The sequence below is a fragment of the Hansschlegelia sp. KR7-227 genome, assembly GCF_049446035.1.
Lineage (GTDB): Bacteria > Pseudomonadota > Alphaproteobacteria > Rhizobiales > Methylopilaceae > Methylopila.
Genome location: NZ_JBMSEA010000001.1, coordinates 3,210,288 through 3,231,838 on the forward strand (window position 1 = coordinate 3,210,288; position 21,551 = coordinate 3,231,838).

At 69.5% G+C, this 21,551-nt stretch carries 27 protein-coding genes; 17 read left to right on the forward strand and 10 right to left on the reverse strand.

Annotation, left to right across the window (positions count from 1 at the left end; genetic code table 11):
- Nucleotides 1-59: 59 nt before the first annotated feature.
- Nucleotides 60-608 carry a Smr/MutS family protein gene (locus ACO2RJ_RS15060; RefSeq protein ID WP_423268811.1) on the forward strand — a complete coding sequence of 183 codons (549 nt, stop codon included), beginning with the start codon at nt 60-62 and terminating at the stop codon, nt 606-608.
- 5 nt (nt 609-613) lie between these two features.
- On the opposite strand, the gene hslU is transcribed toward ACO2RJ_RS15060, so the two are convergent.
- Together hslU and hslV are read right to left on the reverse strand one after the other, a co-directional pair.
- Entirely contained in the window at nt 614-1,906 is a 1,293-nt protein-coding gene (hslU, locus tag ACO2RJ_RS15065) for an ATP-dependent protease ATPase subunit HslU (RefSeq protein WP_423268812.1), read from the reverse strand.
- A gap of 224 nt (nt 1,907-2,130) precedes the next feature.
- Nucleotides 2,131-2,679 carry an ATP-dependent protease subunit HslV gene (hslV, locus tag ACO2RJ_RS15070; RefSeq protein ID WP_423268813.1) on the reverse strand — a complete coding sequence of 183 codons (549 nt, stop codon included), beginning with the start codon at nt 2,677-2,679 and terminating at the stop codon, nt 2,131-2,133.
- A 129-nt stretch (nt 2,680-2,808) separates the two neighbouring features.
- Between hslV and ACO2RJ_RS15075 the strand changes: the two genes are divergently transcribed.
- On the forward strand, nt 2,809-3,807 hold the full coding sequence (locus ACO2RJ_RS15075; protein WP_423268814.1) for an ELM1/GtrOC1 family putative glycosyltransferase: 999 nt from the start codon (nt 2,809-2,811) through the stop codon (nt 3,805-3,807).
- Between the two features lie 33 nt (nt 3,808-3,840).
- Here ACO2RJ_RS15075 and ACO2RJ_RS15080 read toward each other — a convergent pair whose 3' ends face one another.
- The gene (locus ACO2RJ_RS15080; RefSeq protein ID WP_423268815.1) at nt 3,841-4,383 is read right to left on the reverse strand and encodes a Dps family protein; all 543 of its coding nucleotides are present in this window, start codon (nt 4,381-4,383) and stop codon (nt 3,841-3,843) included.
- Nucleotides 4,384-4,614: 231 nt separating this feature from the next.
- Here ACO2RJ_RS15080 and hisB point away from each other — a divergent pair, with 231 nt between their 5' ends.
- The 7 genes from hisB to coaA all read left to right on the forward strand — a co-directional run bounded on the left by hisB (nt 4,615) and on the right by coaA (nt 9,416).
- Nucleotides 4,615-5,208, forward strand: a complete 594-nt coding sequence (gene hisB / locus ACO2RJ_RS15085) for an imidazoleglycerol-phosphate dehydratase HisB (RefSeq protein ID WP_423268816.1) — start codon at nt 4,615-4,617, stop codon at nt 5,206-5,208.
- A gap of 20 nt (nt 5,209-5,228) precedes the next feature.
- Nucleotides 5,229-5,714, forward strand: coding sequence for a DUF2628 domain-containing protein (locus ACO2RJ_RS15090; protein ID WP_423268817.1), 486 nt, complete (start codon nt 5,229-5,231; stop codon nt 5,712-5,714).
- On the forward strand, nt 5,711-6,346 hold the full coding sequence (hisH, locus tag ACO2RJ_RS15095; RefSeq protein WP_423268818.1) for an imidazole glycerol phosphate synthase subunit HisH: 636 nt from the start codon (nt 5,711-5,713) through the stop codon (nt 6,344-6,346). Before ACO2RJ_RS15090 ends, hisH begins: the two co-directional genes overlap by 4 nt.
- Nucleotides 6,334-7,080, forward strand: coding sequence for a 1-(5-phosphoribosyl)-5-[(5-phosphoribosylamino)methylideneamino]imidazole-4-carboxamide isomerase (hisA, locus tag ACO2RJ_RS15100; RefSeq protein ID WP_423268819.1), 747 nt, complete (start codon nt 6,334-6,336; stop codon nt 7,078-7,080). Before hisH ends, hisA begins: the two co-directional genes overlap by 13 nt.
- A 142-nt stretch (nt 7,081-7,222) precedes the next feature.
- Nucleotides 7,223-8,005, forward strand: a complete 783-nt coding sequence (gene hisF, locus ACO2RJ_RS15105; protein WP_423268820.1) for an imidazole glycerol phosphate synthase subunit HisF — start codon at nt 7,223-7,225, stop codon at nt 8,003-8,005.
- A 131-nt stretch (nt 8,006-8,136) separates the two neighbouring features.
- Complete coding sequence (locus ACO2RJ_RS15110; protein WP_423268821.1) at nt 8,137-8,457, forward strand: phosphoribosyl-ATP diphosphatase; 321 nt, start codon at nt 8,137-8,139, stop codon at nt 8,455-8,457.
- Complete coding sequence (gene coaA, locus ACO2RJ_RS15115; RefSeq protein WP_423268822.1) at nt 8,457-9,416, forward strand: type I pantothenate kinase; 960 nt, start codon at nt 8,457-8,459, stop codon at nt 9,414-9,416. The genes ACO2RJ_RS15110 and coaA overlap by 1 nt, the downstream gene beginning before the upstream one ends.
- Before the next feature lie 43 nt (nt 9,417-9,459).
- Here coaA and ACO2RJ_RS15120 read toward each other — a convergent pair whose 3' ends face one another.
- Nucleotides 9,460-10,053, reverse strand: coding sequence for a PadR family transcriptional regulator (locus tag ACO2RJ_RS15120; RefSeq protein ID WP_423268823.1), 594 nt, complete (start codon nt 10,051-10,053; stop codon nt 9,460-9,462).
- Nucleotides 10,054-10,162: 109 nt separating this feature from the next.
- Nucleotides 10,163-10,975: a lipo-like protein gene (locus tag ACO2RJ_RS15125; RefSeq protein WP_423268824.1), complete on the reverse strand. Its 813-nt coding sequence runs from the start codon at nt 10,973-10,975 to the stop codon at nt 10,163-10,165.
- 426 nt (nt 10,976-11,401) lie between these two features.
- Here ACO2RJ_RS15125 and ubiE point away from each other — a divergent pair, with 426 nt between their 5' ends.
- The 6 genes from ubiE to cysK all read left to right on the forward strand — a co-directional run bounded on the left by ubiE (nt 11,402) and on the right by cysK (nt 17,081).
- Nucleotides 11,402-12,166: a bifunctional demethylmenaquinone methyltransferase/2-methoxy-6-polyprenyl-1,4-benzoquinol methylase UbiE gene (gene ubiE, locus ACO2RJ_RS15130; RefSeq protein ID WP_423268996.1), complete on the forward strand. Its 765-nt coding sequence runs from the start codon at nt 11,402-11,404 to the stop codon at nt 12,164-12,166.
- A gap of 45 nt (nt 12,167-12,211) precedes the next feature.
- Entirely contained in the window at nt 12,212-13,786 is a 1,575-nt protein-coding gene (gene ubiB / locus ACO2RJ_RS15135) for a 2-polyprenylphenol 6-hydroxylase (protein ID WP_423268825.1), read from the forward strand.
- Nucleotides 13,783-15,045 carry a bifunctional phosphopantothenoylcysteine decarboxylase/phosphopantothenate--cysteine ligase CoaBC gene (coaBC, locus tag ACO2RJ_RS15140; RefSeq protein ID WP_423268826.1) on the forward strand — a complete coding sequence of 421 codons (1,263 nt, stop codon included), beginning with the start codon at nt 13,783-13,785 and terminating at the stop codon, nt 15,043-15,045. The genes ubiB and coaBC overlap by 4 nt, the downstream gene beginning before the upstream one ends.
- A complete protein-coding gene (gene dut / locus ACO2RJ_RS15145; RefSeq protein ID WP_423268827.1) occupies nt 15,042-15,497 on the forward strand; it encodes a dUTP diphosphatase in 456 nt (151 codons plus the stop codon). The genes coaBC and dut overlap by 4 nt, the downstream gene beginning before the upstream one ends.
- Before the next feature lie 19 nt (nt 15,498-15,516).
- Nucleotides 15,517-15,987 carry an RrF2 family transcriptional regulator gene (locus ACO2RJ_RS15150; RefSeq protein ID WP_423268828.1) on the forward strand — a complete coding sequence of 157 codons (471 nt, stop codon included), beginning with the start codon at nt 15,517-15,519 and terminating at the stop codon, nt 15,985-15,987.
- A gap of 110 nt (nt 15,988-16,097) precedes the next feature.
- On the forward strand, nt 16,098-17,081 hold the full coding sequence (cysK, locus tag ACO2RJ_RS15155) for a cysteine synthase A (RefSeq protein WP_423268829.1): 984 nt from the start codon (nt 16,098-16,100) through the stop codon (nt 17,079-17,081).
- An 11-nt stretch (nt 17,082-17,092) separates the two neighbouring features.
- On the opposite strand, the gene ACO2RJ_RS15160 is transcribed toward cysK, so the two are convergent.
- The 3 genes from ACO2RJ_RS15160 to ACO2RJ_RS15170 are packed head-to-tail and all read right to left on the reverse strand — an operon-like array spanning nt 17,093 to nt 18,842.
- Complete coding sequence (locus ACO2RJ_RS15160) at nt 17,093-18,160, reverse strand: MBL fold metallo-hydrolase (RefSeq protein WP_423268830.1); 1,068 nt, start codon at nt 18,158-18,160, stop codon at nt 17,093-17,095.
- Nucleotides 18,157-18,645: a YaiI/YqxD family protein gene (locus tag ACO2RJ_RS15165; protein WP_423268997.1), complete on the reverse strand. Its 489-nt coding sequence runs from the start codon at nt 18,643-18,645 to the stop codon at nt 18,157-18,159. Before ACO2RJ_RS15165 ends, ACO2RJ_RS15160 begins: the two co-directional genes overlap by 4 nt.
- The gene (locus ACO2RJ_RS15170; protein WP_423269002.1) at nt 18,642-18,842 is read right to left on the reverse strand and encodes a hypothetical protein; all 201 of its coding nucleotides are present in this window, start codon (nt 18,840-18,842) and stop codon (nt 18,642-18,644) included. The genes ACO2RJ_RS15165 and ACO2RJ_RS15170 overlap by 4 nt, the downstream gene beginning before the upstream one ends.
- Before the next feature lie 59 nt (nt 18,843-18,901).
- Between ACO2RJ_RS15170 and infC the strand changes: the two genes are divergently transcribed.
- Both infC and ACO2RJ_RS15180 read left to right on the forward strand, forming a co-directional pair.
- The gene (gene infC / locus ACO2RJ_RS15175; RefSeq protein ID WP_423268998.1) at nt 18,902-19,441 is read left to right on the forward strand and encodes a translation initiation factor IF-3; all 540 of its coding nucleotides are present in this window, start codon (nt 18,902-18,904) and stop codon (nt 19,439-19,441) included.
- A gap of 173 nt (nt 19,442-19,614) precedes the next feature.
- Entirely contained in the window at nt 19,615-20,187 is a 573-nt protein-coding gene (locus ACO2RJ_RS15180) for an ActR/PrrA/RegA family redox response regulator transcription factor (protein WP_423268831.1), read from the forward strand.
- Between the two features lie 374 nt (nt 20,188-20,561).
- Here the strand turns inward: ACO2RJ_RS15180 and ACO2RJ_RS15185 are convergent, their stop codons facing one another.
- Together ACO2RJ_RS15185 and ACO2RJ_RS15190 are read right to left on the reverse strand one after the other, a co-directional pair.
- On the reverse strand, nt 20,562-20,834 hold the full coding sequence (locus ACO2RJ_RS15185) for a hypothetical protein (RefSeq protein WP_423268832.1): 273 nt from the start codon (nt 20,832-20,834) through the stop codon (nt 20,562-20,564).
- A gap of 180 nt (nt 20,835-21,014) precedes the next feature.
- On the reverse strand, nt 21,015-21,515 hold the full coding sequence (locus tag ACO2RJ_RS15190) for an MmcB family DNA repair protein (RefSeq protein WP_423268833.1): 501 nt from the start codon (nt 21,513-21,515) through the stop codon (nt 21,015-21,017).
- Nucleotides 21,516-21,551 lie beyond the last annotated feature (36 nt).

Here is a 21,551-nt window from a genome sequence, read left to right on the forward strand (position 1 = left end):
CACGCCGATCCGGGCCGTCGGGCCCGGATCGGCGCCATTCGCTTTCGGTCGGAGACGTCATGAGGCGGTCGCGGCGCGACCCGACGCGCGCGGAGCTCGAGCTCTGGGGCAAAGTGGTGAAGGACGTCGCGCCGCTGGCCGGGCGCGCGGCGCCGTCCGCGGCCGAGCCGGCGCCCGAGACGCCTGTCGCCCCGGCCGCGACTCCGCAGGCCTCGCCTTCGGCGCTGTCCGCGCGCGTTCAGCCGCGCCCGCCCGCGCTGCCCGCCCTCGCGCCGCTCGAGACCCGGTTCCGCCGCCGCCTCGCCCGCGGCGTGGTCGCGATCGACGCGCGCATCGACCTGCATGGGCTCCGGCAGGAGGACGCGCATCGGCGGCTCTCGTCCTTCCTGGCGGGAGCGCAGGCGCGCGGGCACAAGCTGGTCCTGGTGATCACGGGCAAGGGCGCGCCCGGCGCCGATCCCTTCGCCGAGCGCGGCGTGTTGCGCCGCGCCGTGCCGCTGTGGCTCGCCGCGGAGACCGCGAGGGGCGTGGTGGTCGGCTTCGAGCCCGCCGACCCCGTCCATGGCGGGGCCGGCGCGCTCTATGTGCGGATCAGGCGTCCGCGTTAGGCCGCTTACAGAATGTACCGGCTCAGATCCGCGTTCTTCGCGAGATCGCCGACGAACTTCCGGACATAGTCGCCGTCGACGACCACCGTTTCGCCGGCGCGGTCGGCCGCGGTGAAGCTGATCTCGTCGAGGACGCGCTCCATCACCGTCTGCAGCCGGCGCGCGCCGATGTTCTCGACGGTCGAGTTCACCTGGACCGCGATGTCGGCGAGCGCGTCGACGCCGTCCGCCGTCACCTCCAGCGTCACGCCTTCCGTCGCCATCAGCGCCACGTACTGCTTCACGAGGCTCGCCTCCGTGTCGGTCAGGATGCGGACGAAGTCCTCGCGGGTCAGCGCGGACAGCTCGACGCGGATCGGCAGCCGGCCCTGCAGCTCGGGCAGCAGGTCGGACGGCTTCGCGACATGGAAGGCGCCCGACGCGATGAACAGGATGTGGTCGGTCTTCACCGGACCATGCTTGGTCGCGACCGTGGTGCCCTCGATCAGCGGCAGCAGGTCGCGCTGCACGCCCTCGCGCGACACGTCGCCGGCGCGGCCCTCGCGGGCGCAGATCTTGTCGATCTCGTCCAGGAAAACGATGCCGGCGTTCTCGACGACGTGGATCGCGTCCTGCACCAGCTGCTCCTGGTCGAGCAGCTTGTCGGACTCGTCCGCCACGAGCTGCTCGCGCGCGTCCTTGACCGGCATGCGGCGGGTCTTCTTCTGGCCGCCCATGTTCTTGAACATGTCGCCGAGCGAGATCATGCCGACCTGGCCGGGCATGCCGGGAATCTCCATCATCGGCGAGCCGGAGGAGGCGATCTCGATCTCGATCTCCTTGTCCTCCATGTCGCCGTCGATCAGCTTCTTGCGGAAGGAGTCGCGCGTCGCCGGGCTCGCGGTCGCGCCGACGAGCGCCACCAGAATACGCTCCTCGGCGGCGAGTTCGGCCTTGGCGCGGACGTCCTTGCGCTTGGCCTCGCGCGTCAGCCCGATCGCGGCCTCGAGCAGGTCGCGGATGATCTGCTCGACGTCGCGGCCGACATAGCCGACCTCGGTGAACTTGGTCGCCTCGACCTTGAGGAACGGCGCGTTGGCGAGCTTGGCGAGCCGCCGCGAGATCTCGGTCTTGCCGACGCCCGTCGGGCCGATCATCAGGATGTTCTTGGGCAGAACCTCCTCGCGCAGGTGCCCGGTCAGCTGCAGCCGGCGCCAGCGGTTCCTGAGCGCGATCGCGACCGCGCGCTTGGCGTCGCGCTGGCCGACGATGTGCCGGTCGAGTTCGGAGACGATTTCGCGGGGGGAGAGGTCGGTCATGTGGTCTCTTTCAGCGGCGCCGCCTCGGCGGCCCATTCGGAGCAGCCGGCCCGAAGCGCCGGCGGGATGAAATCAGGCTGTGGAGCCGTGAGGCGTGCTTCGAGACCGCCCGTCGGGCCTCCTCAGCATGAGGAAGGTTTCAGACATGGCCAGCTCACCGCGCCTCATGCTGAGGAGCCCGCGACAGCGGGCGTCTCGAAGCATGCAGCGAGCGTCGCCGCCCCTCACTCCTCGGTCTCGAGGCTCTCCACCGTGAGATTGCCGTTGGTGTAGACGCAGATGTCGGCGGCGATCTTCATCGACTTGCGCACGATCGCCTCGGCGTCGAGGTCCATGTCGACGAGCGCCCGGGCGGCCGAGAGCGCGTAGTTCCCGCCGGAGCCGATCGCCGCGACCCCGTCCTCCGGCTCCAGCACGTCGCCGGTGCCGGTGATGACCAGCGCGGCCTTCTTGTCGGCGACCAGCATCATCGCTTCCAGCCGGCGGAGATAGCGGTCGGTGCGCCAGTCCTTGGCGAGCTCGACCGCGGCGCGGAGCAGTTGGCCGGGATGCTGCTCCAGCTTGGTCTCGAGCCGCTCGAACAGAGTGAAGGCGTCGGCGGTGGCGCCGGCGAAGCCCGCGATGACCTCGCCTTTGGCGATGCGACGCACCTTCTTGGCGGTCGCCTTCATCACCGTCTGGCCGAGGCTCACCTGGCCGTCGCCCCCGATGACGACGCGTCCGCCCTTCTTGACGAGCAGGATCGTCGTGCCGTGCAGGATGATGTCGGACATGGGGGACTCCGGAACTCTGGAGCCGCTTACGTATGTATGCGCGAACGATTCGCAACTGCGCCCGGCGCGTCGCGCGACCGTCGCGCCGGCGGTCTAGAAGACCGGCCGGATCTGCGCGGACCGTCCCTTATGCGTACCCTCATCGTCAGCGTCGCCAAAACCGGTCACGTCAACCAGTGTCACGCCTTCTGCGAGGCGGCCGGGTGGACGCCGGACGCGGTGGAGCTCATTCCGTCGCCCGCCCGGATGACCGGTCCGCTGGATCGTCTCGTCCTGAACGCTCGGAAGCGGATCGCGATCCGGCGCGCCGCGCCTCGGGCGCGCAGCCCCGGCCGATTGCGGATCGTGGCGAGCGGCGGAGCGGCCGAACCTGTCGTCGCCGCGTATCGCGCGCTGTTCGGGACGGACGTCTTCGCGGTGTTTTCGGGCCGGCCGCGCTGGCGTGACGAGATCTTCGACGTGGCGTTGGTCGGCCGGCACGCCTTCGAAGGCGACGATCCTCCCGACGCCGCCGCCTTCCCGGCCGCGCGCACGACCGTGCTTCGGCTCGGCGTCATGACGCGCCGCATCCAAGGCCCGCGCGCCGCCGACGCTCCGGCCGGGCTCGTCGCGCTCATCGGCGGTCTGAACAAGGCGTTCACGATCGATCCCGCGCGGATCGCGTCGCAACTCGCCGCACTCTCGGAGCGGCGGGCGAATCAGCCGCTGACGATCGCGTTCTCTCGCCGCACCATGCGAACTGTCGAAAGCCGGCTGCGCGCGGCGTTCGCCGGCCGCGCCGTGTTCGTCGACCGCTCGGACCGCGCGGGTTTTGAAGCCGCGATGGCGGGGGCGGACGGCTATGCGGTGACGCCGGACTCGCTGACCATGACATGCGAAGCGTGCGCGACCGGTCGGCCGGTCACGCTGTTCGACCTCGAATGCTTCGATCCGTCATCGAGCACGGCCCGGTTCGCACGGGACCTCCTGTCGCGCGATCTCGTCGCGTCGGCGACCGGCGAGCGGGCGGCGATCGGGTGTCCGCCCGGACTGTTCGACCCTCCGAGCCCGGCGCTCGACGCCTATGACATCTGGGCGTCGGGGGGCTCCGCCGCGCCGCGACGACGGATCGACCTCAGCCCGAGGTAAGGGGAGCGCGCCGACCGGCGCGCTCCAAGCCCGTCACGCGCCTCGCGAAGCCTCGAACAGGAACCAAGCCCGCCGCTCGGCCTCGTCGATCCAGTTCTCGATCAGGCTTTCGGTCGCGACGTCGTCATGCTCGTCGCAGACGTCGTGCGCCTCGCGCATGCGCTGGACGAAGTCGAGATTGTCCTGACGGAGCTCCGCCAGCATGTCCTGCGGCGTGACGAAGTCGGCGTCGTTGTCCTCGACCCGCTGCAGGCGCCCGATGTGGCCGATCGAACGGATCGTCGTGCCGCCGATCTTGCGGACGCGTTCGGCCATGTCGTCAGTGGTCGCGAGGATCTGCTCGGCCTGCTCGTCGAGCATCAGATGGTAGTCGCGGAAATGCGGGCCGCTCATGTGCCAGTGGAAGTTCTTGGTCTTGAGATAGAGCGCGAAGGTGTCGGCGAGCAGCGCGTTCATCGCGCCCTCGATGTCCTTGATCGCGTTCGACTCCAGGCTGGTCGGCGTCGCGAGCGCGGCCTTGCGGCGGACCTTTGCTGCGTCCATCTTGGCGGACGTCTTCGGAGTGGACTTGGCCATCTTGATCCCCTCGAGCGCCGCCGGCCCGGACCTCCCGAGCGCGCGACGGCGTCGTCAGGCACGAGGTAGTCCGTCCTTCGCAGTTTTCGAGAGCGCGTTCGATTCTTTCGGGGCGGCTTTGCACATGCGCCGTGGCCCGCGGCTCTCTGGGCCATGGTTCTCGCAAGGAGAGCGTGGTAGTGACGCGCCGTTTCCTTCCCTAGAGACGCGCGCGACGCGCCCGGAGAGCCCATGCGACGGGGCGACGTCACCCGAAAGACCGCGGAGACCGAGATCACGCTCGGCGTCGACCTTGACGGGACCGGCGCGTCCAAGATCTCGACCGGCGTGGGCTTCCTGGACCACATGCTCGAGCTGCTCTCGCGGCACGCCATGATCGACCTCGAGGTCGCCGCCAAGGGCGACACGCATGTCGACTTCCACCACGTGACCGAGGACGTCGGGATCGCGCTCGGGCAGGCCGTGCGCAAGGCGCTCGGCGACATGAAGGGCCTGACGCGCTACGCCGACGTGCACATGCCGATGGACGAGACGCTGACGCGCGTCGCGATCGACGTGTCGGGCCGGCCGTTCCTGGTCTGGCGCACGACCTTCCCGGCGGCGAAGATCGGCGAGTTCGACAGCGAGCTCGTGCGCGAATTTTTCCAGGGGTTTGCGACCCATGCGGCGGTGACGCTGCATGTCGAGACGCTGTACGGCGCGAACGCGCATCACATCGCCGAATCCTGCTTCAAGGGCCTCGCGCGCTGCCTGAAGGCGGCGTTCGCGATCGATCCGCGGGCGGGCGACCGGCTGCCGTCGACCAAGGAACGGATCGGCGACTGATCCTGTAAGGCACTGAGCACATGCGGAACTGGCTGATCTACGAACCGCCCGGCGGCGCGCGGCCGACGCTCGACGGCGCTGAAGGGTTTGTCACCCTGCGGGAAGGCTTCTCCAAGCGCGCCTTCGTCTTCGCGCCGTTCTGGCTGGCGTTCCGACGGTGCTGGCTGGCGCTCGCGATCTATGTCGCGGCCGAGGTCGCGCTGGCGATCGCCGCATGGGCGTTCGGTCTCCGCGGGGGCTCCAGCTTCACGCTGGCGCTGCTGCCGAACCTCGCCGTCGGTTTCGAGGCGGCGTGGCTGCGCGCCCGCTCCCTGGAGCGGCGTGGTTTCACCCTCGCCGGCAGCGTCGTCGCCCGCGAGCGGGAGGAGGCCGAGCTCGCCTTCTTCCAGGACTGGCTCGCCGGCGCGGCGCCGACGGCCGCCCCGCGCGGGGCAAGCGGCGCGCCCTTTCGGCCGCCCGTGTCCGGCGTGCTCGGCCTGTTCCCGGAGCCCGGAGCGGCGCGGTGACGATCGCGGTCGTCGATTACGGCGCAGGCAATCTGAGGTCGGTCGAGAAGGCGCTGCTGCGCGCCGGCGGCCGCGACGTGGTCGTGACCAGCGACCCGCAACTGGTGGCGTCGGCCGATCGAGTTGTCCTGCCGGGCGACGGCGCCTTTCCGGACTGCCGCGCCGCGCTCAGCCATGCGAACGGGCTCGGCGAGGCGCTCGCCGAGGCCGTTCTGCGGCGCGGCCGGCCGTTTCTCGGCATCTGCATCGGCATGCAGCTGCTCGCGACCGAGGGCGAGGAGTATGAGCCGACCCCGGGGCTCGGCTGGATTCCGGGCAGGGTGGTGCGCATCCACCCGGGCGACGCGCGGCTGAAGGTGCCGCATATGGGCTGGAACACGCTGGAGCGGCATCGCGCGCACAGGCTCGTCGAGGGGCTCGACCTTGGGCCGGACGGCCTGCACGCCTATTTCCTGCACGCCTATCATCTGGTCCCGGACGAGGCCGACGACGTCGTCGCCTCCGCTTCCTATGGCGGGCCGGTGACGGCGCTGGTCGCGCGCGGCAACGTCGCCGGCGTCCAGTTCCATCCGGAGAAGAGCCAGCGCCTCGGCCTGGCGATGCTCGCGAACTTCGTGGAGTGGCGGCCGTGATCCTCTATCCCGCCATCGACCTCAAGGGCGGCTCCGTCGTGCGGCTCAAGCAGGGCGACATGGAGCAGGCCACCGTCTACGGCGCCGACCCCGGCGCCCAGGCGCGGACCTTCGCCGAGATCGGCTTTGAGTGGCTGCACGTGGTCGATCTCGACGGCGCCTTCGCCGGCGCCAGCGTCAACGCGGCGGCGGTCGACGCGATCTTGGAGGCGGCCGGGGCGCCGGTGCAGCTCGGCGGCGGCATCCGCGACATGAAGGCGGTCGAGGCCTGGCTGAAGCGCGGAATCGCGCGCGTGATCCTCGGCACGGCGGCGGTTCGCGATCCGGAGTTCGTCAAGGCGGCCGCGAAGGCCCATCCCGGCCGGGTCGCGGTCGGCGTCGACGCCCGCGAGGGCAAGGTCGCGGTGCAGGGCTGGGCGGAGGTCTCCGACATGACCTCGCTCGACCTGGTCCGCAGATTCGAGGACGCCGGCGTCGCCGCCATCATCTACACCGACATCTCCCGCGACGGGTTGCTGAAGGGCCTGAACCTCGAGGCGACGCGGGAGCTCGCCGAGGCGGTCGCGATCCCGGTGATCGCCTCCGGCGGGCTCGCCGACATCGACGACGTCCGCCGCCTGCTCGCGCCGGAGAACGCCGCGATCGCCGGCGCGATCACCGGCCGCGCGCTTTATGATGGCCGCCTGGACGGCCGCGAGGCGCTCGCCTTCGTGAAGGCGGCGAGGGCGAATTGATGATCGCCGGCCGCGCCTGCGTGCTTCGAGACGCCCGCAAGAGCGGGCTCCTCAGCCTGAGGGCCGATGGCGGCAGGCTCAAACCTCCTCATGCCGAGGAGGCCCGGAGGGCCGGCTCGAAGCACGCAGCGGCGTCGATCCCATGCTGAAAATTCGCGTCATTCCCTGTCTCGACGTCAAGGACGGCCGCGTCGTGAAGGGCGTGCAGTTCGTCGATCTGCGCGACGCCGGCGACCCCGTCGAGGCGGCGATCGCCTATGACGCCGCCGGCGCCGACGAGCTCTGCTTCCTCGACATCACGGCGAGCCACGAGGAGCGGGCGATCCTGCTCGACGTCGTCGCGCGCACGGCGGAGAACTGCTTCATGCCGGTCACGGTCGGCGGGGGCGTGCGCTCCGTCGAGGACGTGCGGGCGCTGATGCTGGCCGGCGCCGACAAGGTCTCGATCATGTCGGCGGCGGTCAACGACCGCTCGGTGGTGGCGCGGGCCGCGGAGAAGTTCGGCGCGCAGGCCATCGTGGTCGCGGTCGACGCCAAGAAGGTTTCGACCGAGGGCGAGCCGGACCGCTGGGAGGTCTTCACCCATGGCGGCCGCCGGCCGACCGGGCTCGACGCCGTGGCCTACGCCGCCGAAGTGGCGTCGCTCGGGGCCGGCGAGATCCTGCTCACCTCGATGGACCGCGACGGGACGCGCGACGGCTACGACCTGGCGCTGACCCGCGCCGTGGTCGACGCGGTGCCGGTGCCGGTGGTGGCCTCCGGCGGCGTCGGCGCGCTGGAGCATCTCGTGGAAGGCGTGTCGAAGGGCGGCGCCAGCGCGGTGCTCGCGGCCTCCATCTTCCATTTCGGGGAGCACACGATCGGAGAGGCCAAGGCCGCGATGGCGGCGGCCGGCCTCGCCGTGCGGCTCGATCCCGGCGCGTGAGCCGGAGCAGGCGGCGACAATCCTGCCCGCGGGTCTTGCGCTCGACTTGACCGAGGATTACGCCGCGTGATCCGAACCTTGCGGCGGTCTTACGCCATCTCGTCCCCCCTCTCGCGCGCGAGCCCCCCGCGATGACATTCAGTCTCGACGACCTCGAACGCATCGTGGCTGAGCGGGCCTCCGCCAGCTCCAAGGACAGCTACACCAGCGCGCTGATCGAGGCGGGCCCCGCCCGCTGCGCCAAGAAGCTCGGCGAAGAGGGCGTCGAGGCGGCGCTCGCCTGCGCGAGCGGCGCCAAGGTCGAACTCGCCGCGGAGGCGGCAGACGTGCTCTATCACCTGCTCGTGGCCCTCAGGGTGCGGCAGGTTCCCCTCGCCGACGTCATGAAGGTGCTGGAGCAGCGCACCGCGCAGTCGGGGCTCCAGGAAAAGGCGTCGCGGGAAGGGCGCTGATGGACGATCGGCCCAACCGGCCCCCGAGCCCTTCGCCCTACGCCACGTTTTCGCGCGAGGCCTGGGCCGCGTTGCGCGCCGACACGCCGATGACGCTGGACGACGCGGACCTCGCCCGTCTCGCGTCGCTCAACGATCCGATCGATATGGACGAGGTCGAGCAGATCTATCTGCCGATCGCGCGCCTGCTCGCCTTCTACGTCGCCGCGCGCCAGCAGCTGTTCCGCGCCACCCAGCGTTTTCTCGGCCACAGCGAGACGCGGGTTCCCTACGTCATCGCCGTCGCGGGATCGGTCGCGGTCGGCAAATCCACCACCGCCCGCGTGCTGCGCGCCCTTCTGGCGCGCTGGCCGAACATGCCGGAGGTCGACCTCGTCACGACGGACGGCTTTCTCTGGCCGAACGCGGTCCTCGCTCGCGACAACCTCATGGCGCGAAAGGGCTTTCCCGAGAGCTACGACGTCCAGGGCCTGCTGCGCTTCGTGTCCGACATCAAGGCGGGGAAGAAGGACGTCACCGCCCCGATGTACAGCCATCTCGTCTACGACGTGGTGCCGGGGGAGCGGACCGTGGTCGGGAGTCCCGACATCGTCATCCTCGAAGGCCTCAACGTTCTGCAGACCGGGGAGCGGCCGAAGAACGGGCGCGTCACGCCCTTCGTCTCGGACTTCATCGACTTCGGCATCTATCTCGACGCCGACGAGCCGCTGCTGCGGCGCTGGTACGTCGAGCGCTTCATGCGGCTGCGAGAGACCGCCTTCCGCGACCCGCAGTCCTACTTTCGCAAATACGCCCAGGTCTCGACGGCCGAAGCCCTGGAGACGGCTGAGAAGCTGTGGGCGGAGACCAACCTGCCGAACCTGCGCGAGAACATCCGGCCGACGCGCGCCCGCGCCGACCTGATCCTCAAGAAGGGCCGCAGCCACCGCATCGACGAGGTGCGGCTGCGGAAGATCTGAGAGGCGCGAACCTCTTCGAAGGTTCGCGCCCGTCGGTCGGCCGTCAGATCCCGTCCAGATCCCGCACGGCGCGCGCGAGGATGTCGCGCGCCTTCGCGGCCTGGTCGGCGCTGAGATCGCCGCCGCGGAGCTTGCGGAACAGGGTGCGCCTCAGATCGTGGATCGCCTCGCCGAGCGCGGCCTCGCCCAGCGCCCCGGACGCCTCGTCGAGCTGCGCGTTGATCTTGTCGAGCTCGGCGCGGTTCTCCTCGAGATAGGCGCGGCCCTGCTCCGTGATCGAGTAGAGGCGCTTCGCGCCCTCGGTCGCCGAGGTCGCGAGATCGGCCTCCTCCATCATCTGCAGCATCGGATAGATCGAGCCTGGGCTCGGCGAGTAGGCCCCCTGGAAGCGGGCCTCGAGCGCCTTGATGACGTCGTAGCCGTGACGCGGGCCTTCCGCGAGCAGGCCGAGCACGACGAGGCGGAGCGCGCCCGCGTCGAACATGCGCGAACCGCGGCCGCCGAACGGCCCGCCGCGGTGGCGCCCGAAGGGTCCGCCGCGATGCCCCTTGCCGCAGTGGCGTTCGCGCGGCTCGGCGGAGAGGTCGGCTCCAAACCAGGGCCGGCGGCGGCCCCAGCGATGGGAATGAGCGAACATCGGATGTTCTTTCGATAGGTTTTGCATGAGACCTATCTCGCAAACGATATATCGTTTGTCAAGCCGGCGGAGATCTCGCTGGCAGTTCGTCGGAGCCGCGCGTCGCCCGTCAGCGCTCGCGTCGCATCGCGACCAAAGCGGGCGACGGAGGGTGGCTCGCTTCGCTGCGGGCCGTCTGGCGCCGCTCGGCCCAGACCAGCCGGCGATAATCGAAGCCTTGCGCCAGCGTCGGCTTCACCACCTCGAAGAAGGGCGAGATGTCGAAGTCGCGCGGCATGTAGAGGGAATGGTGCCGGATGTGCAGGATCTCCTTGCGCGTCTCCGCGTCGGCGACCGTCTCCACGCGCGGCAGGATGGGATAGCGCACCTGCTCGAAGGCGCGGGCGATCAGCGACGAGCAGATCGCCCGCGTCGGCAGCCCTGAGCCCAGCATCAGGACGCGGCGCCCGCAGCGTGGCGACAGCAGCGGCAGAGGCGCGAGATACCGCATGAGATCGAAGACGTTCTTGACGTCGTACTCGTAGCCGATCCGAAGGATGCAATAGCGCGCGACCTGCTCCCGCTCGGCGAGGTCGAGGTCGAACGGCCGGCAGACGCGCGTCTGTTCGGAGGCGTATTTCGACAGGGGCGCCGAGGCGCAGCCGATTCCGAGCTCCATCTCGACCAGCGTATGGCGTTCGCCGTCCGGCTCGAAGGCGTCGAGCATGTCGCCGACATAGAGAGCGGCGTGCGACCAGATCGACGAAGTCATCCGACGGATTACGCCCGCCACGCGCGAGCGGCCAGCGACCAGGATCACGTCGCCGACCCGAAGCGTGGCGGCGAGCGCCTTGGGGTCGCCGGGCGCGAGCGGCTCGCGGCGAACCTCCGCCGTGAGGTAGGCGATCGCCCGCCGTCCGACAGCGCTGCCAAGCCAATCCATCGCTTCACGTCCCGAGCGCGGTCCCGCGGCATGCGGGCGTTCGCTCGTCAAGCAGGATCGCTCGTCAAGGTCTCAATTGGCCTAGCATACTCCCAACCACGCCGCTATTTGTGCATGTATAGTTAACAATATATGTCGTTCCAAGCTGGGCTTCCAACCTGAACGGCGGAACGAATCGATAACTGACGTCAGGTACGTGATTCGTTCGATTTAGAACGAATCGGCAAAACATGGGTGAATCACGATTCGTTCTTGCAGTGCGCGGCTCCAAAACCATAGTTAACAAAGACTTTCTTCGCCCGTAGAGTGGGATGATTGCTCGACTCTCCGCTTCGCCAGCTGCGCGGGTTCGCGTAGCGCGAACCGGCTCTGGCGCGGGCGGGGCGCGCAAGCTAGGGTCCGGCCGCTTTCGCGCCCGAGGACATGATGGACCGCCCCGCCTCCGACGAGACCGATTTCGGCTTCGAGCGCGTGCCGCTCGGCGACAAGCAGGCCCGCGTCGACGACGTCTTTCACAAGGTCGCCGCGCGCTACGATCTGATGAACGACCTCATGTCGGGCGGCCTGCACCGCGCATGGAAATCCGCCATGGCGACGGAGATCGGCCTTCCGCGCGGCGTCAGATCGTTCCGTCTGCTCGACGTCGCGGGCGGCACCGGCGACATCGCCTTCCGCGCGCTGAAGTCGGGAGGGGCAGGCGTCGCGGTCACAGTGCTCGACATCAACGGCGCCATGCTCGAGGTCGGCGCGGACCGGGCGGCGAAGCGCAAGCTCTCCGACCGCGTGAGCTTCGTACAGGGGAACGCCGAGGATCTGCCCTTTCCGGATCGCTCCTACGACGCCGTCACCATCGCCTTCGGCATCCGCAACGTGCCCCGGATTCCCGTCGCGCTGAAGGAGATGCGACGCGTCCTGAAGCCGGGCGGGCGGCTGCTCGTGTTGGAGTTTTCGAAGGTCGACGTGCCGGGCCTCGACCGCATCTACGACGCCTTCTCGTTCCGCGTCATTCCTCGGCTGGGGCAGGCGGTCGCCGGGGACGGCGAGCCCTATCGCTACCTCGTCGAGTCGATCCGGCGCTTTCCCGACGCCGCGACCTTCGCCGACATGATGCGCGAGGCCGGCTTCGATCAGGTGAGCGCGACGCCGATGACCGGCGGAGTGGCGGCGCTGCATATGGGCTTCCGGATTTGACGACTCGCCCCGCGTCACGCGCCGCCGGCGGGCGGGCCTGAGCTCATGCCGGCGCTCTCCGTCCTGCCGAACCTGCTGCGTCTTGCCCGCGCCGGCTTCGTCATGGGCCGCGAGGGCGCGCTCCGCCTCGTCGATCCGATCGACCTGCCGCCCTCGGCGCGCACGCTGATCGGCTTCGGCCGGCTGTTCGAGAAACGCTCTGCGAAGGACGGCGCCGAAGGGCTCGCGCGTGCGCTGCAGCGCCTGGGACCCTCCTACGTCAAGCTCGGCCAGTTCCTGGCGACCCGGCCGGACGTCGTCGGCGTCCGCGCGGCGCGCGACCTGGAGCGCCTTCAGGACCGGGTCGAACCCTTTCCCCAGAAGATCGCGGAGGCGGCCATCGCCGAGGCGCTCGGCGCGCCGCTCGGCCAGCGCTTCGTGACGCTGGGCCCGGCCGTCGCCGCCGCCTCGATCGCGCAGGTCCATCGCGCGATCGTGCGGGGGAGGGACGGCGTCGAGTACGCGGCGGCGGTCAAGGTCCTGCGGCCGGGCGTTGAACGCCATTTCCAGCGCGATCTCGCGGCGTTCTTCGCCATCGCGCGGTTCATCGAGCGGCGCGTCCCGAAGGCGCGCCGGCTGAAGCCCGTGACCGTCGTGGCGACCCTCGCCCGGTCGATCGCGATCGAAATGGATCTGCGGCTCGAGGCGGCGGCGCTGTCGGAGATCGCCGAGAACACCGCCGCCGATCCCGGTTTCCGCGTTCCCGCCGTCGATTGGGAGCGCACGGCGCGCGGCGTGCTGACGCTGGAATGGATCGACGCGGTCAAACTGTCCGACCGCGCGGCGCTGGAGGCGTCCGGCCACGACCTGCCGGCGCTCGGCCGCCATCTCATGCAGACCTTCCTGCGGCACGCGATGCGCGACGGCTTTTTCCACGCCGACATGCATCCGGGAAACCTGTTCGTCGACGCCGGCGGGACCCTGATCGCGGTCGATTTCGGCATCACCGGCAGGCTCGGCAAGAAGGAACGACGCTTCCTCGCCGAGATCCTCCACGGCTTCATCGTGCGCGACTATCGCCGCGTCGCCGAGGTCCATTTCGAAGCGGGCTACGTGCCTCAGGACGAGTCGGTCGACGAGTTCGCCCGCGCGCTGCGCGCGATCGGCGAGCCGATCCATTCGCGCACCGCCGACCAGATCTCGATGGCGAAGCTGCTCACCTTGCTGTTCGAGGTGACCGAGCTGTTCCAGATGCAGACCCGGCCTGAGCTTCTGATGCTGCAGAAGACCATGGTCGTCGTCGAAGGCGTCGCGCGCACGCTCGACCCGAGGCTCGACATGTGGAAGACGGCCGAACCCGTCGTGCGGGAGTGGATCGAGCGCAATCTCGGACCGATCGGGATCGCGGAGAACGCCGCCGAGGAGCTGCGCCATCTCCTGCGGGGGGTGGGCGCCCTGCCGGACCTGCTGTTGCGCGTCGAGCGCATCACCGTCGACCTCGAGGAGGTCGTGCGCGGCGGATTGAGCTACTCCGACGACAGCATCCAGGCGATCGTCAGCGGCGTCCAGCGCGCCGCGATCTGGGGCAACCTGGCGCTCGGCGCCATCGCGCTCGGCGTGCTGGTCTATCTGTTCAGGTGAACCCACGTGACCCACAGGTTCTCAACCCGAGGCCGCCCCGCGCCGTGACCTCCTCCCGCATCCTGCTCATCATTGGCGGCGGCATCGCCGCGTATAAGTCGCTCGACCTGATCCGGCGGCTAAAGGAGCGCGGCTTTTCCGTGCGCGCGATCCTGACCGCGGCCGGCGCCGAATTCGTCACGCCGCTCTCCGTCGCGACTTTGACGGGCGAGCGCTGCTTCCAGAGCCTGTTCGACCTGACCGACGAGCACGACGTCGGCCACATCCGGCTCGCCCGCGACGCCGACCTCGTGCTGATCGCGCCGGCGACGGCCGATCTGCTGGCGAAGCTGGCGAACGGCCTCGCCAACGACCTCGCCTCGACGGCTCTGATCGCGACCACAGCGCCCGTGCTCGTCGCGCCGGCGATGAACCCGACCATGTGGGCGCACCCCGCCACGCGCCGCAACGTCGAGCGGCTGAAGGCGGACGGGGTCGCCTTCGTCGGGCCGGACTCCGGCCTGATGGCCGAGCGCGGCGAAAGCGGGCTCGGGCGGATGAGCGAGCCGCTCGCCATCGCGGCGGCCGTCGAAGCGCTGTTCGCCCGGATGCAGTCCGCCGCCCCGCAAAGCCTGTCAGGAAGAAGGGTGTTGGTCACCTCCGGCCCTACGCACGAGCCGATCGATCCGGTGAGAGTTCTGGCGAACCGCTCTTCGGGCCGCCAGGGGCACGCCATCGCGGCCGCAGCCGCGGCGGCCGGCGCCGACGTCACGCTGGTCTCCGGCCCGGTCGCCATCCCAGACCCTGCCGGCGTTCGGGTCGTCAAGGTCGAGTCGGCGCGGGAGATGCTGGCCGCGGTCGAGGCCGCGCTGCCGGCCGATGTCGGCGTGTTCGCCGCAGCCGTCGCGGATTGGCGCGTGGCGGAAGGCGCGGAGCAGAAGATCAAGAAGGGCGAAGGCGGGCCGCCGTCGCTCGCGCTGGTCGAAAACCCCGACATCCTCGCTACGGTGTCGAAAGGCGAGCGGCGGCCGGCGCTGGTCGTCGGCTTCGCCGCGGAGACCGAGAACGTGATCGAGCACGCCAAGGCGAAACTCGCCCGCAAGGGATGCGATCTGATCGTCGCCAACGACGTCTCGCCGGCGAGCGGCGTGATGGGCGGGGAGCGCAACACGGTCCATCTCGTGGGACCGGGCGGCGTGGAGTCCTGGCCGGCGATGTCCAAAGCCGCCGTCGCGGACGCCCTGGTCGAGCGCATCGCCGCGGCGCTGGCGGCCCGATGATCGAGGTCACGCTGAACCTGCTGCGGCTGCCGCATACCGAAGGGCTGCCGACGCCGCGTTACGAGTCGGCGGGGGCCGCCGGGCTCGATCTGGTCGCGGCCGTTCCGGCCGACGCGCCGATCGTTATCGTCCCCGGCGCGCGCGCTCTTGTCCCGACGGGGGTGTCGCTCCAGTTTCCCGAAGGCTTCGAGGCTCAGATCCGGCCGCGTTCGGGGCTCGCGCTTCGTCATGGGGTCACGGTTCTGAACACGCCCGGAACGGTGGATGCGGACTATCGTGGCGAGGTCAAAGTCCTTCTCGTCAATCTGGGAGACCAGGCCTTCGCGGTGGAGCGCGGGGCCCGGATCGCGCAGCTCGTGATGGCGCCGGTCGCGCGTGCGACGATCGTCGAGACGGCGGCGCTCGATCCCAGCGCGAGAGGGACGGGCGGCTTCGGCTCCACGGGACGGTAGGTCCGGGAGGAGACGCAGAATGAACCTGCTGCCGCGCCGGAGCCTGCTGGCCGTCGCCGCCGTCGTGGACATCGCCTATCACGCGCGTCCCACGCCGATCGCGGCGAAGATGCTCGCGGCCCGTCATGGCCTGCCCCCGCGACATCTCGAGACCCTGCTTCAAGTTCTCGTGCGCGCCGGCATCCTGAAAGGCGTGCGCGGACCGCGCGGGGGCTACGAGCTCGCGCGCGAACGCCGCCGCATATCGATCGCCGACATCGTGCGCGCGGCCCTGGGAGAGGGCGAAGACGCGTCCGATCCGGCAGCGCGGGAGGCGCGCGCCGACGACGTGTCGCCCCTCGTTTCCGACGTGGTGACCCCGATGATCCGCTCGGCGTCGGAAGCCTTTCTCGAGCGGTTGGGTGAGATCAGCGTCGACGATCTCTGCCGGGAGGCTGAGCGTCGCTCGGTGTTCGGCGACAATCGTCCGACCTATGATTTCACGATATGAGCGTGTAATTATCAACGTTCATCGACATTGATCTGTAACTTCGATATCGTCGGCGGAACCATTCAACCGTCGGCGCGGACGACAGGACGCCGGCGACGAGGAGATGTCCGATGAGCCAGCCGGCCCTCAAGCCCGTCGATCCGCATCATGCCCCCGGCCGCGGCCGGGTGTACGATTCGATCACAGACACGATCGGCGACACGCCGCTCGTTCGCCTTGACCGCCTCGCCGCGCACAAGGGCGTCAAGGCCCACATCCTCGCGAAGCTTGAGTTCTTCAACCCGATCTCCAGCGTCAAGGACCGCATCGGCGTCGCCATGATCGACGCGCTGGAGCGCGACGGCGTGCTAAAGCCCGACAGCGTGCTGGTCGAGCCGACCTCCGGAAACACCGGCATCGCGCTCGCCTTCGTGGCCGCCGCCCGCGGCTACCGGCTGATCCTGGTGATGCCGGAGACCATGTCGATGGAGCGTCGCAAGATGCTGGCGCTGCTGGGCGCCGAACTCGTGCTGACCGAGGGGCCGAAGGGCATGAAGGGCGCCGTGGCCCGCGCCCAGGAGCTGGTGCGCGAGATTCCGAACGCGGTCATCCCGCAGCAGTTCGAGAACCCGGCCAATCCCGAAATCCACCGCCGCACCACCGCCGAGGAGATCTGGAACGACACCGGCGGCGCCCTCGACTATTTCGTCTCCGGCGTGGGCACGGGCGGCACCATCACCGGCGTCGGCCAGGTGCTCAAGCAGCGCAAGGCGGCGGTCAAGGTGGTGGCGGTCGAGCCCGAGGATTCGCCGGTGCTGTCCGGCGGCCAGCCGGGCCCGCACAAGATCCAGGGCATCGGCGCGGGCTTCGTGCCGGGGGTGCTGGACCGCGCGGTCATCGACGAGGTGGTGACGGTGGGCAACCAGACCTCATTCGAGACGGCCCGTCTGATCGCCCGGCTCGAGGGCATCCCCGTCGGCATCTCCTCCGGCGCCGCCGTCGCCGCAGCCCTCGAGGTCGCGGCCCGTCCGGAAGCCGCCGGCAAGACGATCGTCGTCATCATCCCGAGCTTCGCCGAGCGCTATCTGTCGACGGCGCTGTTCGAAGGCCTGTAGCCGCTCCGCGCTCAGGGCGCGGACGACTCCCACACTTCGCCCGGGCGCAGCGCGCGAAAGCGCTCGGGCGACATGCCCCTGGCCTTGAGCGCTGCCGCGAGCTCTTTGGCGGGCGCGTCGATCGCCTCCGCCGTGAGCTGGAACACGCCCCAGTGGCAGCCGATCGCCTGCTCGGCGCCGAGCAGCTGCATGGCTTCGACCGCGTCCTCCGGATTCATGTGCTGGTCCTTCATGAACCAGCGCGGCTCATAGGCGCCGATCGGCAGGATCGCGAGCCGGAACGGGCCGTGGGCCTCGCGCGCGGCCGGGAAGTTGGCCGCCGGGCCGAAGCCGGTGTCGCCCGCTATGTAGACGCGGCCGGCGGCGCCGGCGTCGAGCGCGAAGGCGCACCACAGCGCCTTGCGCCGGTCCGCCACGCCGCGGGCCGACCAGTGATAGGCGGGGCGCAGCGTGGTCGCGACGTCGGCCGACAGCGGGACGCGATCGCCCCAATCATAGGCCTCGGCGCGAATGGCCGGATCATGCGCCTTGAGGATCGCGTCGTTGCCAAGCGGGACGATGACGCGGGGCTGGTCGCGCGCGGCGAGCGCGGACAGGGTCGCGACGTCCATGTGGTCGTAGTGATTGTGCGACAGCAGCACGACGTCGATCGGGGGCAGGTCGTCGAAGGCGATCCCCGGAGGGCAGACGCGCTTCGGCCCGGTGAATGAGACCGGCGAGCAGCGTTCCGACCAGACGGGATCGGTCAAGATGTTGAGGCCGGCGGCCTGAATGAGATGCGTGGCGTGGCCGACCGCCACAACGCGCAACGCAGCTCCGTCGACCCGGCGCGGCGGGCGGTCGCGAAACGGGCTCGGCCACTTGGCCGGCCACTTGGCCTTCTCCGCGAGGGCGAGCGCCCGGAACGCCTCGAACGGCGTCTTCGTCCAGGGAAGATCGGGGTTGAAGAAGCGCAGCCCGTCGAAGTGATCAGTGACGGGGCCTTCGTAATAGGCGTTGCGCGCCCGGGCGTTCGTGAACCATGCGGCCGCGGTCAGACCCGGCGCGGCGAGCAGCGCGAGAAGCCTTCGTCGCGTCATGGCCCGGCCGCGGCCAAAGCGCGCTTGGCCCGCGTCAGCGCGTGCTCCAGCTCCTGAAGGAAGCGCGAGCGGTCCTTCGGGGCGAAGGCGCGAGGGCCGCCTGTGATCTCGCCGACCTCACGGAGGTGGCTCATCAGAGCCCGCGTCGCGAGCGCGGAGCCGATCGAGCTTTGCGTGAACGGCCGCCCCGTCGTGCCGATGGCGGCGGCGCCCTTCTCGAGCGCGCGCGCGGCGAGCGGGATGTCGGCCGTGACGACGACGTCGCCCGGCGCGACATGCTCCGCGATCCAGTCATCGGCGACGTCAGGACCCTCGCCGACCACCTGCAGTCGGACGGCGCCTCCGCGCGGCGTGTTGATGAAGCGGTTCGCCACGACGACGACCTCAACGCCGTGGCGCTCCGCGACGCGGTAAGCCTCATCCTTCACCGGACAGGCGTCGGCGTCGAGATAGAGAATGGGCAGGGCGCGGCTGGCGGCGTTCAGGGCTCGGCCTCCCGGCGGTTGGCGGCGGCGCTATCATGGCGGACCGTTCGGAGCGGCGCCATCGTCTGGCGTTGCGCTGCGGCCTCAATGGCTTTGCGGGCGCGCGCGTCATTGACTTCCAACGCCTTTGTCACGATCTTGGCGGCAGACGCGGGCGCGATGCGCCGTGGACGCCCGAACGCCTCGTGAGCCGTCACGGGGTTTTTCGTGTTTTCGCCCGCCGTCGCCCCTGTGTCGTCAAGAGGAGATCGCCGCCATTCGTCGTCCCATGAGGCCCGTCGCGCCGGTGCAGAAAGATGGCCCGCGCGTCAATAAGGAGATTCGTGTCCTGGAAGTTCAGCTCATCGACGCAGATGGGCGGAACTTGGGCGCCACCAAGATCAACGACGCGCTCCAGGCCGCGGAGGACGCGGGCCTCGACCTCGTCGAAATCGCGCCGAACTCGGTGCCTCCGGTCTGCAAGCTGCTCGACTACGGCAAGTACAAGTACCAGGCGCAGAAGAAGGCCGCTGAGGCTCGCAAAAATCAGAAGGTCGTCGAAGTCAAAGAGATCAAGATGCGTCCCAACATCGATGATCACGACTACGACGTGAAGATGAAGGCGATGCGACGGTTCTTCGAGGAAGGCGACAAGGTCAAGGTGACCCTGCGTTTCCGCGGACGAGAGATGGCGCACCAAGATCTCGGGCTCAAGCTGCTCGTCAAGGTGCGCGAAGAGGTGTCGATTCTCGCCAAGGTCGAGAGCGATCCGTCCCTTGAAGGACGCCAGATGACGATGGTTCTCGCGCCGCGCTGACGTGCGGCGGGACGCCGTCTATTTTCCTCGCCATGCGATATGTGCGGATCGGGGCTGCGTGCGGGGTCTCTCCCGGCGCGGTTGATCGGCTGCGGCGAACGGTATAAGTGCTTCGATTGGTCGCGGGGAGCGCGCCTCCGCGGACCATGTTTCAGGCGCCTGGGAGGGTGGCCATGCAAGTGACGACGGATACGGGCGCGCCAGCCGAGACCCCCGAGGTCTCAGGCGACATGACGCTGTTGATCGTGGACGACGATCGAGCCTTCGTGCAGCGCCTCGGGCGCGCGATGGAGGCCCGCGGCTATGCCGTGACGATCGCCGAGACGATTCGCGAGGGCTTAGCGGCCGTGGAGAAAGCGCCGCCCGCCTTCGCCGTGGTGGACATGCGGCTTGGAGACGGGTCGGGCCTCGACGTGATCTCCGCGCTGAAGGCGCGGCGCCCGGATGCGCGGGGCATCGTGCTGACGGGCTATGGAAATATTGCGACCGCGGTCACCGCAGTGAAGCTCGGCGCGGTCGACTATCTCGCGAAGCCGGCGGACGCCGACGAGATCCACAGCGCGCTCGCCGCCGGCGACCATAAGCCGGAGCCGCCCGAGAATCCGATGTCGGCGGATCGTGTCCGTTGGGAGCATATCCAACGGGTTTATGAGCTCTGCGGGCGAAACGTGTCGGAAACGGCGCGTCGTCTCAGCATGCACCGACGCACGCTGCAGCGCATCCTGGCCAAACGCGCGCCGCGCTGAGCGGCGCTGGCTACGCGGGTTCGTAGAAACGTCAGCCTAGGCGGTCGGCCAGACTGGCAGGCCTTGACCTGCCGGCGCCACGCTGCGCCCCGCCGCATCTTGGAGCGGGATCACGCCCGCCCGCACTCGTTCGGTTTCTCCCACCGCAGACGTCGTTCCGGGCTTGTTCCCGGAACCCATGTGTGCTGGGTCTTCAGGGATATGCCGCCCGCGGCGGGAATGGATCCCGGGACCAAGCCCGGGAGGACAGTCGAGAATGTCGCGCTTCAAAGCGGGCCGCTCACGATCCGGGCGGCCGCAGTCGCCCTGCTCGACCGATCAAATGCGTTCTGCGGGGGCTCGACCGCCCGTCGTCCAAGCTCCGGACCCCGCCGTCAGGCGACGCGCGCGGCGGGACGGAACGGCACGACATTCGCGGCCGACGTCACGTCCGATCCGCTTCGCAACCCCCTGAGATCGCCGAAGGTGACGACGGAGTCGATCGCGCGCCGCAGGTCCTCCGGGGTGTCGACCTCGTGGCCGAGGTCGGCGGCGACGGTGGCCGCCGCGCCGATCAGAGCGGAAAACACGACGCGCGGATCCTCCCCGCAGCGCTGCAGCGTCCGCGCCAGGCGCAGGATCACCGCGTTCACGTCATCATTGGACATCACTCGTCTCCAGATGCGCCGTCTTAAGCGGCGCCAAGCATCGATGAAGCTCGACGGAGACGCCGGAACTGCCGGGCGCTCGGTTAGTCGTCGAATCACCCGACGCATCGAAGTCTCGCGGCAGAATGTGCCGAATTGAGACGGGAACATGGCGGATTGTGGTTGCGCTCACAGCTTGCGTTAGGGCGCGACGAAGGTCGCTGGATCAAGCTTCGCTTGCAGACGAACCGCAGCGATCTGGGCGAACCGCAGACAGACGGCCTTGCGCCGGGCCGGCGCCAGCGGATGACGCGGTCCGTCGCGGATGGCGGCCGCGCCGTAACGGTCCGCGAGCATCAGCCCGACATCGCCGGGAATGAGTTCCTGCGGGAAGTCGGCGCCGACGGCGAAACTCAATCGATCGCAGAAATCCCGATAGTCCGGCCATTTGCGGTCGGTGCGGAAGTCCTGTCGGCCGGATTTGATCTCGACGATCAGAATCTCGCCCTTCGCGCCGAGCGCCATCACGTCGGCGCGACGGCCGGACCGCAGCGGAACCTCCAGCAGGCAGCCATAGCCGGCCGCGACGAGATGGCGGCAAACGCCGCGCGCCAGATCGGCCGCCACGCCGACGAGCGACGGCCCGCGCGCTTCGCGCCGCACCTCTTCGTCCAGCGCTGGGGACTGGGTGATGTTCTCCATACGTTCGATTATGGCACGAAACAGGAACGGCGCAAG